We start from the raw sequence: 17,806 nt of genomic DNA on the forward strand, positions 1-17,806 counted from the left end.
AGGGCGAACGGAAAACCAGTTTTTTAGGAAGTTTATTAAATCAGTTAATGCTCCACATAAATCGGCGTGATATTGTCCATGCTCATGTTGGCAGGGCTTGGTGTGGTTGGCGTGGTGGGCATAACAGGTGCAATGGTTTTGGTTGTGGCACAACTTTGTTGCTGATTGGCGTGGTTTTGGCGTTGTCTGTCCACCATATTTTTGGTAACGACCACATCAGGCAAAAAAATCACATCCGCATCACTATCGCTTTTACCACCTGCCAAATTAAGCCCTGTCCACTCTTTGAACATGGCAACCGTCTCCCCCAAATCCTTGTAGTCAGGGCAATAAAATCCGCCCTCAGTACAAGCACAATACACCTCATCGGATAGGTCGTTTCCGCTTAAATAAAAATTCGACCTAATCAGATAAGGTGTACCGACCGATTGTACTTGGTTGTCAGCATTGTAAATAATCGCCTTTGGGGGTATACCATGCACCTGCCATAGTGTCCCTGCGGAGGCAAACAACATCAGCACATAAGGCTCGGCAATGCTTGAATGCACCGCAATGGTTTTTTTGGGATTTTTGGCACTTGGTATTGCCACCACTTGTAGGGGCGTACTGCTGTCAATACCCATACCTGCGATGATGTTTGCCAACGCTTCTTTTTTGTAGATTTGACTGTGTTGCCCAAAAAAGACGTGCATATTGGTATTTGGCGTAGCATTTTTATATTCTATTTCAAGCGTATATACGCCTTTTTGTAGATACACCCTATTTCCAATGGTGCCATGTTGCTCATCTTTGCCAATAACTCGTCCATCAATGATTGCACGTATGGAGGCATGGCTGGCACTTGCCTTAATAAAATACTCGCCCTCCACAGGAACAAATACCGTCCCCACCCAATACGCCCCAAAAAAATCGGTGGGAATATTATGAAAATTCATTGAGCTAAATTTTAAGGCGATATTGGCAACGTTTTCTTTGTGTACCACCGTATAAGGGTCTTGGGTATTAAAAAAATACATATCAAAACCAGACGCTGGCACCAGATTATCTGGGTTAAGACGCTCGCCCACTCGCTGACTTGCTGACGGAAAACTATCTAGCATTCTGCTATTTATCATACTCGCTGGGCGTTGTTGGGGGGTGTTGGCTTGATTGGCGGTATTTTGTTGGGCTTGGTGAGCTTGCTGGGCGGCTTGCTGTTGTTGTCTGATATAATCCAAATGTGCCTGCTGTTTTTGCACCGTATAAGACACACGAAAGCCATAGCCGATGACACAGAATAACGCCACCGCCACATACACCAGTTTACGAAATGTGGCAGAATACTCCCACAGTGTTACGCCGTCATCATCTGCATAGCCACCACTCATTGCACACCTATTGCCACCACAGAATCCGCCTCAATTTGTAATTTAACCACCGCGTAACCATTTTGGCGAGCGGTGATGAGCGAGTCGGCAAGCGATTCTTCTAATAGGCGTACCACATCACGGCTACTGGCGTGATGCCCCATTCTCTTGTAGCGTTGCATCATCTCAATGATAATGGCAGGGTCAATGCCCTTGCCCGCCACCGCCAAGCCATAGCTCTTAATCATGCGTTCTATTTCAAGGGCAACAATACGAGCAATATCCAAACCGCTAAATGGAGCAAACACAAAAATACGGTCAATGCGGTTTAGCACCTCGGGGGCAAAACCCTGTTCACGCAAGGTTGCCACAGATGCACTTCTTAGACTATCAGGGTCTTTGATACTTTGGTGCAAATCCGCCAACGCATCTGTGGCGGCGTTTGATGTTAGAATAAAAATCGCCTCACTGGTGCTGATTTGTTTGCCGTCTGATGCCTCCGTGATAAAGCCGTCATTCCAAGCGGTTAGGAAGTTTTTTAGGATATCAGGGTGTGCTTTTTCTATCTCATCAAGTAGCACCACCGCCTTAGGAAAATCCCTAAGCCCTGCGGTCAATGCCCCATAAGTATTTGAGCCGACATAGCCTCGTGTCATGCCAAAGAGCTGCGATGCACTAAATGCCCCTGCGGCATATTGAGTCATATCAAAGTGCAGAAGTTTGCGTTCCAACAGTTTAGCAAGCACCTTTGCCAAATACGTCTTGCCCGTCCCCGGTGGCCCTGCAAACAAAAACACCCCCACAGGCTTGTTGCGTTGCATCATCGCCAGTCGCCGTCTTAGTTGCGCCGATAAGTCGCTACACACCTGAGCCTGTCCGATGACTTTGGCTTGCAAGTCTTGATTAAGCCTTGCACTATCAATAATAATCGCCTCTTTGTCCGCCTGTGATGCCGCCTCTTCAATCACTTGCAAATTACTTAATCGGTCTAATACGTCCATTGGAATAATCCTATATATAAAGTCAGGGGCCATTTCATGCCAATGTAGCCATATCGCCACTATCAAAAGTAGCACCAATATCAAAATCATCACCAGATACCAGCGAACATAATAAATAAACATCGCCACCGTATTAAAGTCAGGCAACATTTTCCATAACATGACAAGACATATAATGGCAAATAGGTAAGGGGTGATTTTGGCAATAAAAGACATGATGACAGTTAGGGCATATTGAACATTGATAGCATTTTTATAAAATATGACAAATTTAATGATTTTAATCTATTTGGCAATATAGGGCGTATTGAATATTGATAACATTTTTATAAAGTAAGATAAAAAATTGACAATTTCAATCAATTTTTGCATGAAAATGGCTAAATCTTGTTTTTCATAATAAAAACTTGTCTGATAGAATGACTATCAACCTGCATTTTTTCCTTGAAAAACGGGCGATTTTTCTCATTTTTCATTGCAAATACCAAAGGAAGGCACGCCCTAATCTTAATACAGCAGTATCTCCACCGACTCACCCTCTCTAATGACAGGGGCAAGTGCGTTGCTACCACCAGCAGCAAAGCCGAGCGTAATACCACCGCCACCGTCTCTGACTCCTGTGATGACAACGGGCTTGCCATTGACCACAGGGACATAAATGGTCTTGTGGGCGTGCATGAGTGCCACCCGCTGACTCATATCTAGCGAGCTGACCGTAACCACATCGCCGTCCTCTGCCACATCGTCCCACAAAATCAGCTCCGCCACTCTGGCGTGGGGATTCTCCACGAGTACCTCTAATAAGCGTACGCGGTCGGTTTCAGACATATCACTGTTGGTGATTTTGTCGTTGGCGGTTTGTTGGTCAAAAATTTGCACATCAAAACCCCCTTTTTTGTTGCTTTCCTGGAAATCCGCCAAACGCTGGTCTTGTAAATGCTGTGGTACATCATCTTCATCGGTTACAAATACCGCACTCACCACCTCTTGGGCGTCCAACTCCTCTGGTTGATTTGCCTTATGTGTAAAATAAAACCCACCACCAATCACAAAAGCAATCATGGCAAAGATAGGCAATTTGTAGGTGTTTTGTTGTTTTTTGGGCTTTGGGGGTTTTACTCGCTTAGGCGATGGGGCTGGATTCATTGGTGTGGTTACGATAATTTAAATTAAGGCAAATTATATAGTAGGGCAACCAAAAACACAACCGATTATTATTGTCTATATCAAGGACTTATGTCGTTGGTTTGATTTACAGGACTGGTCGGCACTTGGCACGCCACTCGTTTTTGTTCATAGTCTTGGGTTTGACGACTCATGATATCATGGCTTACTCTGTCTTTGGGCAGACGTAATATTCTGGCATAGTTATCGCCTGCACCGCCTACCAATCTCATGCCAGTGATGTCTTCAATATGCTCAATAGACGCTCGCATACTGGCAACCCCCGAGCAACTAAACACCCCTTGATGACAACTACAACTGCTCTTTTCTGCCAGTAGATTATAAGGCACATTTAAAAAATCAGTTTTGACAATATGGGGCGAACCCACAGAATTAATACTGGTATTTGCGCCACTATAAATAATCGCTTGGGGGGCATTGCCATAAATACGCCAATTCACAGGTTCGCTGTTTGATAATACCAACACATAAGGCTCGCTTACCTTTGAGTGGATACTCACTGCATTATTAAAATCATCACTTCGATAAGTAGATGCAAAATACAAGTTGTAATTATTGACATTCAGTTTTGCTAACTGCTGACTTAACTCAGTGTTTTTATAAGTGATGATAGGGTGAAAGAAATTGACCGCCAAATCTAAATCGTTGGTTTTATTTGCCATTTCTACTTCTAACAAATAATCCCCTTCTTTTAAATAAACATTTAATTCAGATGTGCCTTGAAAACTTCCTTTATCCATAATATGCCCGTCTAATAATATCCGCATACTTTTCCAATCACCGCTTTTTTTAATAAAATAAATACCGTCTTTTGGCACGGATATTCGTCCCACCCAATAAGTCGCCAACTCCTTTGTGGGAATGCCTTTGATTTCATCACCATAATAATTCATGGCAATGTTTGGTTTAATTTCTTTTAATGCTACCTCATTGGGTTTTTGTTGATTGATATAATACACCTCAAAGCCAGAACTTGGGGCGATTTTATTGGGATTAAAACGGTTTTGCCAACTGTCTGTTGCCAACGGATAATCATTAAGGGTTTTATAATTAAGTTTTGATGCCGCTTGGGGGTTATTATTCCACACAGGGTTACGGCTTTTTTTGGGTAAGACATCTTCAATGAGTTGCTCATTGGTGCCTGAGGACTCTCGATATTGCTGATTAATCATATCTATATGCCTTTGGTATTCTTGCAAATAGGCAGATACCCAAAAGCCATAAGCCGTGAGCAAAACCAACGCTATCGCCCCATACACCAAACGACGAAAGGCAGGTGAACCCTCCCATAAGGTTACCTCATCGTCATCACCGTCTATTTGATATGCTTTACCCATGATTGTTTTTAATAATTCAAAAAAGCCATTTTATCATAAATAAAATGGCTTTTTTATTTTTTAAAGTCTCACAAACTTCTCAATCTGCTCTTTAACCAGCTCTGCCTTATTATCAAGCACCACGACTTTTTGCGGTAGGTTTTCAATGTCTTTGGTATGCTCAGGACGTGGAATATCAATTTGTCCAACCGCTTCAATAATAGTCTCGGCAAATTTGGCAGGCAATGCCGTCTCGGCAACCACAATCACTTCATCAGCCAGACGCACTTCACGGGCGACTTTGACACCGTCTGCCGTGTGTGGGTCTAGCAAATCCTTATCGCTTTCCCACACTGCCTTAATCGTGGCAATGCGGTCAGCGTGCGTGGATTTACCCGACACAAAGCCGTATTTGTCATTGGCATCATTTAATAAATGCGACAAATCAAATCCCTTACCGCTATTGACATCTTGCCATAGATTATTTAATTCATCGCCATTTTTGCCAATGAGCAAATAAATAAAACGCTCAAAATTAGACGCTTTTGAAATATCCATAGACGGACTAGACGTTACATAAGTCTCGCTTGCTTTTCTTGGAATGTATTTGCCTGTTTTAAAAAATTCATTTAATACATCATTTTCATTGGTCGCCACAATTAAACGGGCAATTGGCAATCCCATTTCACGGGCGATATGCCCTGCACAGACATTACCAAAATTACCAGACGGCACACAAAAACTTACCCGCTCGTCATTATTATTGGTGGCATTAAAATAGCCTTTAAAATAATAAACAATTTGAGCCAAAATACGACCCCAGTTAATAGAATTAACCGTGCCAATTTGATATTTGTCTTTAAATGCTTTATCCTGCTGAATGGCTTTAACAATGTCTTGGCAATCATCAAACATACCGTCAATGGCGATATTATGGATATTATCGTCCATAAGGCTATACATTTGAGCTCGCTGAAATTCGCTCATTTTACCGTGTGGCGACATCATAAAGACATCAATATTATCTTTACCACGCAAGGCATATTCGGCGGCACTACCTGTATCGCCAGACGTTGCTCCGATAATGGTTAGGCGTTTGTTTTTTTGTTTTAGGACGTATTCAAAGGCATTGCCCAAAAATTGCATTGCCATGTCTTTAAAAGCAAGCGTTACGCCATTGGATAATTCCAAAATTTTAATGCCGTCTTTTAGCGTGCGAACAGGGGTAATCTCGTCCGTGCCAAAGGCGGTTTTGGTGTAGGTTTTGTCAATGAGTGCCTTTAGATCATCGCTTGGAATGTCCGTGGCAAACAGCGACATAATCTCAAAAGCAAGCTCGGTATAAGACAGCGACCGCCATTTATCCAAAGTCGCACGGTCAATCTGTGGGTAGGTTTTGGGTAGCATCAAACCGCCGTCAGGGGCAAGCCCCATAAGCAAAACATCGCTAAATTGCATGGGGGCGGTATTGCCACGAGTGCTGATATAGTTCATAAAAGTACCTTTTAAATTAAAAAATTATATTAAATCCAAACCAAACTTTTGATATTCATTGCATTTGTCATCAATAGAAACCAATGTTAATTTATGATAAATACAATAATAAATCATAATTCTATCAAACGGGTCTTTGTGTTTTTCTACTTTTGGTAATTGATAAAAGTTTGCCATAATATCATGATTAACTTGTATAATTTCAACACCCATTTTTATGGCAATATTAGGCAATTCTTTGGGCGATACGCCATTTAAATCCAATTTACCCAGATTATATTTAATGGAAATTTCCCAAAAACTGGTATTGCAGATAAAAACTTGATTGTTTTTATCTTCTAATAAACGTCTGATTTTATCATTGATTTTATCAGGATTAAAAACTAACCACAGAAAAATATGTGTATCTATAACGTACTGATTTTTCATGTTATAATCCCAATAACTCTTCTTCACTCATCTCCCAATCATCAGAAAATTTAAAACTGCCTTTGCCTTGATATAATCCAAATTGGCGTTTTTCTTGATTTGTTTTTGACCTGTTTTGATAATCAATCATATCCGCATACAAATAATCAAAAATACCTTGCTGTCTTTGGACTGGAATGGACTGTATGTATTGAACGGCTTGTTCAATGGTTTGTATTGGCTTAATATCCATGACAACTCCTATTATTTACCAATCATAATACATCTGATATTTTTCTTTAAATGCCTGTCTATACCCCATTCTCAACTTTACACAAGTGATTGATTTATCAAGGGCGAATTGCAATTCGCCCCTACAATCCAAAAAATAATTATCAGACAATCAATAAGTTACAATTTTAAGTTGAGAGTGAAGTGTCTGTCTAAATTGATATAATCTTGGCAAATGATTTTGGCAATTACTTATCTATTTCATTAAAAAATAATGTTCATATTACCATTTATTTTGCCTTTAATCCACTTTTTGTAGCAACGCATAATAAAATCCGTCTCCGTCATCGTCATTTAATGGCAAACATTGATAGCCAATCGCTTGCTTGATTTGATTGGGTAGGGTCAATTCAAAATCCACCGCTTTGGCGTTTGGCGTGCGAGCAAGGAAAGTTGTCATTTGACGTTCATTTTCCGCCTTTAACAAGGAGCAGGTAATATAGAGCAAATGCCCGCCCACCGCCAGATTTTGCCATAGATTTTGCAAAATATCCGCTTGCAAGGCAACCGTTTGGGCGACATCTTGCTCGGTGCGAAGTAGAGCAATGTCAGGGTGTCGCCTGATAACCCCCGTGGCAGTACACGGAGCGTCAAGCACGATGACATCAAAGGGCGTGTCCGTGCGATAGCTCGTGCCGTCCGCACAAATCACGTCCGCCTTGTCCGCCAACCCCAAGCGAGCCAAATTATCATGCACACGGTTTAGGCGTTTTTCGTCATTGTCTAGTGCCGTGATATGTTCCACGTGAAACACATCGTTTGACAGTTCAAGCAGTTGTGCGAGTTTCCCCCCTGGTGCGGTGCAAGCGTCCAGAACTCTTAGATTTTTGGGTAAGTTTAACGCCTTTAAAATATGTCCACCAAGCTGTGCATGGCGGTCTTGCACACTCACAAAGCCGTCTTGAAAATGCGGTAGCGATTGCACTTTTTGCGAAGTGGTCAGCTTCATCACACGCTCGTCTGCCACACCAAGCGGTAGGATTTCATGGGATATATCGGCAGAATTTAACAAATCAGCATACTTATCCAGCGTGCTAAATTTGCCATTAACACGCAAAAATATCGGAGCAGGCTTTCGCAAATTTTGCCCCAAATTTTCATAATATTCGCCCCAATCTTGCTTGAATTCTTTGGCAAGCCAATTAGGCAGACTGTGATTTTTATTGACCTTTTTGGCGAATTTTTCTTTTTTGTCCGCCACTTTTCGTAATATGGCGTTAATGAGTCCCACGCCATAATTTTTATTTAAAGATTTGACCGCATTTAATGTTTCATTGATAATGGCATAATCAGGCGTGTTCATATATAAAATTTCATACAAACCCATATTTAACGCACAGGTAATGCCAATATCGGTTGGGGGCTGTTTTATTAAACTCTCGCCAATGCGACTAATGGCGTGCCAATGGCGAAGCGTGCCTAATAATAATTCGTGAGCAAAGCCTTTTTCATTATCTTTGACAGCGTTTAATAAATCGTCCAATAATAATACTAAGGATTGCCCTTGATTGATTTTTTCAAGGATTAAAATAATATTGGCTCGGACGGGTAATTGTGGATTGATTTGCATATTAGATTTCCTGTACACTCTTAAAAATAAAGAAAACCGTTCATGGCGAGCCATGCCTGCCCATGACGGTTTTTCGACCCGTAGGCATGGCTCAGGGCGAACGGAAAACCTCTTATTTTACAAAACCCAATACAATTAACTTTCATCATAACCGCCAATCATTCAAAAACCTGTCCGTCTTTTAATTTATCACCCACTGCAATTTGTTCGGCGGTCAAAGGCTTGCCCCCTGCCCATTGCATTTTTGTGATATTTATCAAATGCTTATCGCCATTTTCATCGGTACCACACGCCACCAGCACCGCCTTTCGCCCCACACTCATAATCTTACCTGCCGTCTCGGTTGTGGTTTGGTCAGGCTTTATGGGCGTGCATTCTAGCACCTTGATACGCTCGCCATTTAAAAAGGCAAACGCATTTAACGCACGGATTTGACGATTGATATGGTGGGCAGAATTTTGCCAGTTGATTTGCCCTTCATCGGTGCTTATTTTTTCGGCATAATTGGCAAGGCTGTCATCTTGTGGCTCGGCATTAGCCTTATAAGTCGCCAAATCTTTCAGTACCGTTATCATTGCCACACCGCCCAAATCCGCCAATTTGTCATGAAGCGTTTGGGTTGTGTCGGTGTCGGCAATGTCGCAGGGAAGTTTGTAGAGCATATCGCCCGTGTCAAGCCCTTGATTCATCTGCATTATCGTAATGCCTGTGGTCGTATCGCCTGCCAAAATTGAGCGATGAATGGGAGCTGCCCCACGCCACCTAGGCAGTAGCGAGCCGTGAATGTTTAGGCAACCATAGGTCGGGATACCCAGCACGCCAAGCGGTAAAATCAAGCCATAAGCACAAACAATCATCACATCAGGACGATAATTGGCGAGTGTTTCACGTGAAACCTGTCCTTTTTCATGTTTTAGGCTAAAACTTATCGGCTGTTCCACAGGGATATTATGGGCAAGGGCAAGCTCTTTGACGGGGCTGGCGGTCAATTTTTGCCCCCGTCCTGCCTTGCGGTCAGGTTGGGTATAGACCGCCACGATGTCAAGATTTAGCTCGTCTTGGCGGTCAATTAGGGCTTGCAAGGCAACTTTGGCAAATTCTGGTGTGCCTGCGAAAATTAGGCGTAATTTTTGGTTCATTTTTTACCTTTATAATACTGGGTAATCATCATAGATTTTTAAATTACCGCAATCCAATTTAATAACATGAACGTAGGGACGTGCTGAGCACGTCCTTTAATATTCTCATTTTTAGGCGTGTTCAACACGCCCCTACAAATCCTATGTTAAGCATTGGGTTCATTAAGTCTATTTAAAAAACCCACTTTTTATTAACAACTCTTCGGTAATCCTGCTTTGTGGCGTGTCGGTTTTTGCTCCGATAAGTCGCTCCAAATACCGTGCCACCAAATCCACTTCTATATTTACCGCTCGCCCCACCGTCCAATGCCGTGCGATGTTGGTCATCTCAGCCGTATGTGGAATGATATTTAGGCAGACGATATTTTCAGACGGCTTTATGCGGTTGGTCGTCAGACTGATACCGTCCACCGTGATTGAGCCTTTGTCAGCGGTGTATTTCATCAGCTCTGACGGTAGGGCGACTTCTATATAGACCGAGCGAGCGTCTTTGGCAATTTTGGCGATTTTGCCCACGCCGTCTACATGACCTGCCACGATATGCCCACCAAAACGTGTGGTTGGGAGCATGGCTTTTTCTAGGTTTAGCGTATCGCCCACTTTCCAGACGTTTAGGGCGGAAATGGCTAATGTTTCACGTGAAACATCTACCGCATAGCTATTACTGTCTATCGCCACCACCGTCAAGCAAATGCCGTTGGACGCAATGGAGTCGCCCAACTTGACATCGCCAAAATCCAAATCAGGGGCAGTAATCGTCAATCGCACATCACCCCCTGTGGGCGTAATGGCGGTCAGCGTGCCTGTCGTCTCTATGATACCTGTAAACATGACTCACCTTTTATGATTGGTTTTTTAAATGATTTGCTGTTTTGCACATGATTTAAAAAATCAATCATTTATCTATGAAACATTCTGCTTTACCCACCTTAAATTCCATAAAAAATCTAGGAAATTTTTATAAATAAGTTGTGGATAACTTTTTAATCATTGACCTTTTGCAAATAATCCATTTAACTTATCCACAACCCAAAGATGTTTCATGTGGAACATGGTTAGCTGTTTTTGGTTTCACGTGAAACACTTTGAAATCAAGGCTTATGGCGTGTTATCAAATCTTGTTTTTAATCAAAACCGTCGATTTTTAAAAAGTTTTCCACAGTTTCACGTGGAACATTTTTTGCCAAATTTTTGCTCAATCATTTAAGCAATCAAGTTGTGGATAAGTTTTTTTGGGCGAAAAATCATCTTAACATCATCGCCAAGCCGCTCTACATCTACAAGCGTAAAATTTAGCTTATCCTGCAACCGCTCAAACTGCCCCCCAAACATCGGACGGGCAGTCGCTCCCAAAAGGCAAGGGGCTTGATAAATGATAAGCTCATCTACCAAGTTTTGGCTTAAAAAACTTGTGGCAAGCGTCGCCCCTGTCTCCACCAGCACATCATGGCATTGATACTTTGCCACGAGTATTTTTAAAAGAGCAGGTAAATCATCTTGCCAAATCAGTGTATTAGGGTTTTTGAGTACCGTAAAATCATCATCAGGCGACAACTTGCCACGTCTGTCCACCACCACGATTTTGGGTTGGGGTATGGCGGTTATGCCGATATTATCAAGCTCCACATCGGGCAAACGTACGTTTAGGGCAGGGTTATCAGCGATAATCGTGTTTGAGCCTGTGATAATCATCCCACTTTTGGCACGCAAGTTTTGCACGTCCTTGCGAGATAATTCGCCCGTTATCCATTTAGACTGCCCATTTTGCATGGCAACGCGACCGTCTAGACTGATACCCATTTTTAGGCGGACAAAAGGCAAACCTGTCGCCATTGCCTTTAAAAAGCCTGCATTTAGCTCATACGCCTGTTTTTGACACACCCCAAACGACACCGATATGCCTGCATTTAACAGCATTTCCACGCCCTTGCCCGCCACCTGTGGGTTAGGGTCAAGGGTTGCGATAACCACCCGAGACACGCCACTTTCTATCAAGGCACCCGCACAAGGGGGCGTGCGACCAAAATGGCTACACGGCTCTAAGGTAACATAGGCAGTCGCCCCCTGTACGCTTACGCCTTGCTGTTTGGCGTCTTGTAGGGCAAAAATTTCGGCGTGCGGTTGCCCTGCTTTGGGGTGAAAGCCCTTGCCAATTATTAAGTTATTCTTAACAATCACACAGCCCACCGTAGGATTGGGGCGAGTGGTAAATTCGCCTTTTTCGGCTTCATTTAACGCCATAAGCATAAACTTTTCATCATCAGACAGAGCAGGGCTTAGGCGAGATTTGACGGTATTGGACAACATATTATCAGCTAAACTATCACTCATGATTTTGTCCTTGTAGGTTATCATGGCACACTTTGGGAGCGAAGTTTTCAAGTTCGGCTTTAAAGGCTTCTATATCCTGAAAATCCCGATACACGCTGGCAAAACGTACATACGCCACATCATCAATCGCCCTTAGCTCCGCCATGACAATCTCGCCAAGCACCTTGCTAGATACTTCACGTTCGCCTGTTTGACGTAGACGTTGCTCTATTCGGTGTACGATTGTATCTATCTCATCAATGCTCACAGGACGTTTTTGTAGCGGTAACGCCATAGAACGGCGAAGTTTGTTATAATCATAAGGCTCACGCAAGCCGTTGCTTTTGATGATACGGGGCATGACCACCTCCATAACCTCAAAGGTGGTAAACCGCTCGCCACACTCGGTACATTGGCGACGACGGCGAACCTGTGACCCTTCGGCAGCAAGGCGTGAGTCAATCACTTTGGTGTCTATGGCACTACAAAACGGACAATGCACATCACTCTCCTATTTTCCGATACAAAAACTTGAAAAAATCCGCCCAAGCAGTTCATCTGCCGTCATCTGCCCTGTAATCTCACCCAATGCTGTCTGCGACAGTCTTAGACTCTCCGCCACCAGCTCCCCTGCCTGATAGACGACAAGCTGAGTGTGAGCGTCCATGGCGTGCGATTTGGCACGTTTTAGGGCATCAAGATGGCGAGTGCGGGCGATAAGACTGTTCTCTGGCGGATGAAAGCCCACTTTGTCTTTTAATAAATTTACCAAGTCATCAAGCCCTTGCCCTGTGGTGCAGGAAACTCGGATTTGGCTGATTGTTTCATGTGGAACATTGGCATTTTCTTGGTTATTTAAATTATTTTGCATGATTTCACGTGAAACATTTTTGTCATTTTGATTATTACTGTGGTTATTATTAGGGTTAAAATCAGCCATTGTTTCACGTGAAACATCGCCCAATAAATCGGCTTTATTGGCAATCATCACAAGTTTACGCTCAAAATTCTCCATGCCAATCTCATCAATAATATCGGCAAACAGCTCTTTGGCAAGGGTAAATGGCCCGCTCTCACTACTAACATCATAGACAAACAGCAAAATATCAGCTTGTTTGACGGCAGATTTGGCACGGTCAATACCGATTTTCTCCACCTTATCAGACGTGTCTCTAAGTCCTGCGGTGTCGGTCAAATGCACGGTCAAGCCGTCCAACACCAGCATCTCGGATAACGTATCTCGTGTCGTCCCTGCAATGTCAGTAACAATGGCACGCTCCACCCCTGCTAGGCGGTTTAGCAGGCTTGATTTGCCAGCATTGGGCTTACCTGCCAGCACCACCTGCACCCCGTCTCGCAAGAGCTGACCTTGCTTGGCAGTTGCCAAAATGTCATCAATGGCACGCAAAATCTCATCGATTTTGGACTCAATCACTCCGTCCGACAAAAACTCCACGTCATCTTCATCAGGAAAATCAATGCTCGCTTCCACATACAGGCGGATATTGGCGATTTTCTCAGATAACTCATTGATTTTTTTGGAAAATTCACCAGAGAGCGAACGCATGGCACTGCTTGCCTGAGCGACACTTGTAGCACTGATAGCATCCGCTATCGCTTCGGCTTGCACAAGGTCAATTTTGTCATTTTCAAAGGCACGCATTGAAAACTCCCCTGCGGTTGCCTGCCTTGCCCCAAGCTCAAAACAGCGAGCAAGGAGCAAGTTTTGCAAGACCATACCGCCATGCCCTTGTAGCTCCACCACGTCTTCGCCTGTGAACGAATGTGGGGCATTAAAGTAGATGATGACCCCTTCATCGATGACTGCCCCTGTGTTGTCCTTAAATTTGGCAAAATGGGCGTGGCGTGGAGTAAGAGCCGATTTGCCCGATATGGCACAGCCAATGGCGTGGGCGGTGCGACCTGACAGGCGAATCACGCCCACACCGCCTTGACCGATAGGGCTTGCGATAGCGACAATGGTGGGTTGTTGAGATAGAGTTGGCATAGTGGTAGTTGATAAAATTTTTGTCATTTTACCATTATTTAGCCAACTTTGCCCACAAAAAATCCGCCCAGATAGGCGGATTGCTTGGGACTAATCATCATCAATCGGACAACACCTTGACAGGTTTGTTGTAGGCTTTTTCAACTCGCTTATTAACAAACTGCTGATGAGCCATGCTAAATAGGTTGTTTACCGTCCAATACAGCACCAAACCTGCGGGGAAAAACAGCATAAACACCCCGAAAATGAGTGGCATGATTTTCATCATCTTAGCCTGCATAGGGTCGGTCGGTTGTGGATTTAGAAGCTGCTGAAAATACATGGTTGCCATCATGATAATCGGCAAAATAAACCACGGATCCATGGCGGACAAATCTTTAATCCACAAAATCCAAGGGGCATGGCGTAGCTCCACACTCTCCACCAAACACCAGTATAGCCCCAAGAAAATCGGCATTTGTAGCAAAATCGGCAAACAGCCTGCCATCGGATTGACTTTTTCATCACGATACAACTGCATCATCGCCTGACTCATCGCCATGCGGTCATCGCCGTGTTTTTCTTTTAGAGCTTCTAATTTGGGGGCAATGGCACGCATTTTTGCCATAGACACATAGCTTTTGTTGGATAACCAAAACAGGGCAATCTTGACAATTAAAGTCAAACCGACAATCGCCCAGCCCCAGTTACCCAAGATTTTGTGCAAGGCGTCAAGGATTAAGAACATCGGCTTTGAGATTGGCCAAAATATGCCATAATCTACCGCTTTTTCAAGCCCTGTTGCCACCCCTGCCATCTCATCTTGCACCTTAGGGCCGGCATAGAGCGTGGCATCTATGGTCATTTGTTTGCCAGCAGGGACGACAACGGCAGGGCTATTAAAGCCGATAAAATGCTCGCCACCGCTTTCACGAGCATAAAATTGCCCATCAAAATTACCCGGTGTCCACGCCGAGACAAAGTAGTGCTGAACCACGCCCACCCAGCCATCGCTACTGACGGCGTTGAGCTCGCCACCGTTAAAGTCTTTGAATTTTAACTTATTATAAGGCTCACTAGGCACGCCCCACGCACCGCCCAGATAGGTCGCCATACCCATCATGCCCTTATCATCAAGACCAGGGTCGGCAGAGCCATCACGTTTTAGTTGGGCGTACATATTGCCTTGCCATACCTTATCGGACGCGTTGTTGATGTTATACGCCACGTTAATGGGATACTCGCCGGCGTTAAAGGTGTAGGTTTTGGTAATGGTTACGCCGTCTTTTTCATGAATCAGTGGCACGGTTAGCACCGCCGTGCCTGCCATGTCATAGCTGGTTCTGGGGCTTTGATAAATGGCACGTCCTGCATTAGTGTCAATGCCGTCTTGCCCTGCCAGTCCCGACTGAGCGACATAGGTGCGACCCTGCTCACTCTCCAACAGCACAAACCGCTCGCTACTGCCAAGCGTGGCATCATACTGCTTCAACCCTGCATAAACGATGTCCCCGCCCACAGGGTTAATCTTGATGTCATAGCGGTCGGTTGAGACGCTAATCAAGCCACTGCTGACATTTGGTGTCATCACAGGCGTGGCTCCGCCCACCACTGGCACATCGCCACCGCCGGCACTTGGCACATCACTTGCCCCTTGCACTGCCACAGGCTGTGTCGCTGTTACAGGCTTATTGGCATAATCATCTCGCCACGCCAACACGAGCAGATAAGACGTGATGAGCATGGCAATAATAATTAGGGTCCGTAAAATCTTTTGCATAAGTTTTAGCCTTTGCAATGTTTAAAATAGAAAACAAAATAGGCTATTTTACAATAAAATAACAAAAATTACCCCATTTTTTTGTAAATAAACCCAAGGATTATCATCAATTTTGGAATATCAATTTACTTAAAACACTGTAAAATCATTGGTAAACGATTATTTTGACAAATGGTTTTGACGAGCTTGATAAGAATGGCGGTCTTTTAAGGGGTAGCGATGCAGAATTATCGCCGACACAAAGGCGTAGCGGTATAACGGCACCGGCACAAAATCAATCCCCGAACCACCAAAGGGCTGACAAGATAATACTCTTTTGATAATCAGTATTAGAGCCTTTGGCGTGGTGTGGGTTGTTAGGGCGGTGTGAGCATACGCCGAGCAAGTTGGGTAATAGCGACAGCGAGCAGGAATAAGTGGGCTGATTGCTTTTTGATAAAATCTGACAAGCCGTAGTAAAAATTTGGTTAGCATAGCTAGGGCGTGTTGAACATTGATAACATTTTTATAAAGTAAGATAAAAATTTGACAATTTCAACCAATTTTTGCATGAAAAATGGCTATCCGACCACTTAATCGTGTAAATTTTTAAGATTTTAACTCAATTTTTAAAATTAAGTGGTCGGATTGTTTTTCATAATAAAAACTTGTCTAATAGAATGACTATCAGCCTGCATTTTTTCCTTGAAAAACGGGCGATTTTTCTCATTTTTCATTGTAAATACCAATATTCAACACACCCTAATTAATTTTAGATAAATCGCTAGGAAAAAGCATGGCTAATTTTTCAAAAATGTGTGTCAGCTCGCCATGCAGGTCAGTCTCTTTTGTGTAGTTTTTCTTAACAATAAGCACCACATCCACCGCCCCAAGCGTGGGAGCAGTATGGCGAAAATGTTCACGAGTGAGCCGTTTTAGGCGGTTACGCATGACGGCTAGTTTGACCTTTTTTTTGGTAATGGCAAGCCCCAAGCGAGCGGGCGTTTGCTCTGGTATGCCTGTTTGGACAAATAAGAGCAGATGTTCAGAGTGGATTTTTTTGATAGGATTATCAAAGACCCGTTTAAAGTCATTGGGACTAAGCAGACGCTGGGCTTTGGTAAAGCAAAATGGTGGGGTAGGGGTGCTAGATTGTGGATTTGTCATGATATAAACAGATTAAATCAAGCTATCATACAAGGCTTGGCGTGTTTCGTCAATGATTTATCCAACACACAAAAATTTAAAATTATAAACTTTCAAGGCAAAACTTAGACAAACAAAAAGCACCCCGAGGAGTGCTTAATCTTTGATAATCTACAAGATTATACGGTCAAACGATGACGACCTTTGGCACGGCGACGGGCTAGGACTTGACGACCGTTTTTGGTTGCCATACGAGCACGGAAACCGTGAGTGCGTTTGCGTTTTAGGTTAGATGGTTGGAATGTACGTTTCATGATAATGCCTTATAAGGTTGTATCACAGGCTCTGCAGAAGCCATTTCTTGTGATGGATTATGTTTAACCAAACAGTTAGGTCACCAGACTTATATTTAGCTATCAGCCGATGCGGTCATGATGGATGTTTGGCGAAAAACCTATGGATTTTACTAAAAAAACATTTCCAAGTCAAGGTTTTTTATAATATTGTTTTTCTGATGGTGTTTATGTCTGTCGTTGTTATATCGTATGGATTAAGTGTTATCATTGAAAATGAGTTGGTTTTTAATATATTTTTAAAAAGTTATCCACAGATTTGCCACTGGCTTATTTTTTATTTTAATATAAAAATAATAATAATAAAGGATTGGTATTTCTGTGGATAAGTAATAAAAATTTATTAAAATCATGTATTTATATTGTTGATAAACCTGTATATAACCTGTGGGAAAAATGTGAATAAGTTCTTTGTTTTGGTTATCCACAAACTTATCCACAAACTTATCCACAGAAAAATTATCGTTGAAAAATGTCAAATTTGTGGTATTATAGGCAAAA

At 43.1% G+C, this 17,806-nt stretch carries 17 protein-coding genes; all 17 read right to left on the minus strand.

Annotated elements, in window-relative coordinates:
* Nucleotides 1–44 precede the first annotated feature (44 nt).
* Nucleotides 45–1,367: a PA14 domain-containing protein gene (locus B5J94_RS02630; protein WP_062498783.1), complete on the minus strand. Its 1,323-nt coding sequence runs from the start codon at nucleotides 1,365–1,367 to the stop codon at nucleotides 45–47.
* Nucleotides 1,364–2,563: an AAA family ATPase gene (locus B5J94_RS02635; protein WP_062498782.1), complete on the minus strand. Its 1,200-nt coding sequence runs from the start codon at nucleotides 2,561–2,563 to the stop codon at nucleotides 1,364–1,366. The genes B5J94_RS02630 and B5J94_RS02635 overlap by 4 nt, the downstream gene beginning before the upstream one ends.
* Before the next feature lie 291 nt (nucleotides 2,564–2,854).
* Entirely contained in the window at nucleotides 2,855–3,493 is a 639-nt protein-coding gene (locus B5J94_RS02640; protein WP_062499231.1) for a hypothetical protein, read from the minus strand.
* An 80-nt stretch (nucleotides 3,494–3,573) separates the two neighbouring features.
* Entirely contained in the window at nucleotides 3,574–4,869 is a 1,296-nt protein-coding gene (locus tag B5J94_RS02645) for a hypothetical protein (RefSeq protein ID WP_062499230.1), read from the minus strand.
* A 60-nt stretch (nucleotides 4,870–4,929) separates the two neighbouring features.
* Nucleotides 4,930–6,342, minus strand: coding sequence for a threonine synthase (gene thrC, locus B5J94_RS02650; protein WP_062499229.1), 1,413 nt, complete (start codon nucleotides 6,340–6,342; stop codon nucleotides 4,930–4,932).
* A gap of 24 nt (nucleotides 6,343–6,366) precedes the next feature.
* Complete coding sequence (locus tag B5J94_RS02655) at nucleotides 6,367–6,771, minus strand: type II toxin-antitoxin system VapC family toxin (RefSeq protein ID WP_062499228.1); 405 nt, start codon at nucleotides 6,769–6,771, stop codon at nucleotides 6,367–6,369.
* A 1-nt stretch (nucleotide 6,772) separates the two neighbouring features.
* Nucleotides 6,773–7,003, minus strand: coding sequence for a hypothetical protein (locus B5J94_RS02660; RefSeq protein WP_062499227.1), 231 nt, complete (start codon nucleotides 7,001–7,003; stop codon nucleotides 6,773–6,775).
* A 279-nt stretch (nucleotides 7,004–7,282) separates the two neighbouring features.
* Nucleotides 7,283–8,611, minus strand: coding sequence for a 16S rRNA (cytosine(967)-C(5))-methyltransferase RsmB (gene rsmB, locus B5J94_RS02665; RefSeq protein WP_228144505.1), 1,329 nt, complete (start codon nucleotides 8,609–8,611; stop codon nucleotides 7,283–7,285).
* Nucleotides 8,612–8,769: 158 nt separating this feature from the next.
* Nucleotides 8,770–9,750, minus strand: a complete 981-nt coding sequence (gene fmt, locus B5J94_RS02670) for a methionyl-tRNA formyltransferase (RefSeq protein WP_062499225.1) — start codon at nucleotides 9,748–9,750, stop codon at nucleotides 8,770–8,772.
* 168 nt (nucleotides 9,751–9,918) lie between these two features.
* Complete coding sequence (locus B5J94_RS02675; protein WP_062499224.1) at nucleotides 9,919–10,581, minus strand: riboflavin synthase; 663 nt, start codon at nucleotides 10,579–10,581, stop codon at nucleotides 9,919–9,921.
* Between the two features lie 372 nt (nucleotides 10,582–10,953).
* Nucleotides 10,954–12,057 (minus strand): bifunctional diaminohydroxyphosphoribosylaminopyrimidine deaminase/5-amino-6-(5-phosphoribosylamino)uracil reductase RibD, encoded by a 1,104-nt coding sequence (gene ribD, locus B5J94_RS02680; RefSeq protein ID WP_062499232.1) that lies wholly within the window; start codon nucleotides 12,055–12,057, stop codon nucleotides 10,954–10,956.
* Nucleotides 12,058–12,073: 16 nt separating this feature from the next.
* A complete protein-coding gene (gene nrdR, locus B5J94_RS02685; RefSeq protein WP_062499223.1) occupies nucleotides 12,074–12,562 on the minus strand; it encodes a transcriptional regulator NrdR in 489 nt (162 codons plus the stop codon).
* Between the two features lie 9 nt (nucleotides 12,563–12,571).
* A complete protein-coding gene (gene mnmE / locus B5J94_RS02690; protein ID WP_062499222.1) occupies nucleotides 12,572–14,068 on the minus strand; it encodes a tRNA uridine-5-carboxymethylaminomethyl(34) synthesis GTPase MnmE in 1,497 nt (498 codons plus the stop codon).
* A 100-nt stretch (nucleotides 14,069–14,168) separates the two neighbouring features.
* Nucleotides 14,169–15,827: a membrane protein insertase YidC gene (gene yidC, locus B5J94_RS02695; RefSeq protein ID WP_062499221.1), complete on the minus strand. Its 1,659-nt coding sequence runs from the start codon at nucleotides 15,825–15,827 to the stop codon at nucleotides 14,169–14,171.
* A gap of 159 nt (nucleotides 15,828–15,986) precedes the next feature.
* Complete coding sequence (gene yidD, locus B5J94_RS02700; RefSeq protein ID WP_062499220.1) at nucleotides 15,987–16,301, minus strand: membrane protein insertion efficiency factor YidD; 315 nt, start codon at nucleotides 16,299–16,301, stop codon at nucleotides 15,987–15,989.
* 267 nt (nucleotides 16,302–16,568) lie between these two features.
* On the minus strand, nucleotides 16,569–16,973 hold the full coding sequence (rnpA, locus tag B5J94_RS02705; protein WP_115248106.1) for a ribonuclease P protein component: 405 nt from the start codon (nucleotides 16,971–16,973) through the stop codon (nucleotides 16,569–16,571).
* 158 nt (nucleotides 16,974–17,131) lie between these two features.
* Nucleotides 17,132–17,266, minus strand: a complete 135-nt coding sequence (rpmH, locus tag B5J94_RS02710) for a 50S ribosomal protein L34 (protein ID WP_062500206.1) — start codon at nucleotides 17,264–17,266, stop codon at nucleotides 17,132–17,134.
* Nucleotides 17,267–17,806: the final 540 nt, after the last annotated feature.

The organism is Moraxella lacunata (genome assembly GCF_002027545.1).
GTDB lineage: Bacteria > Pseudomonadota > Gammaproteobacteria > Pseudomonadales > Moraxellaceae > Moraxella > Moraxella lacunata.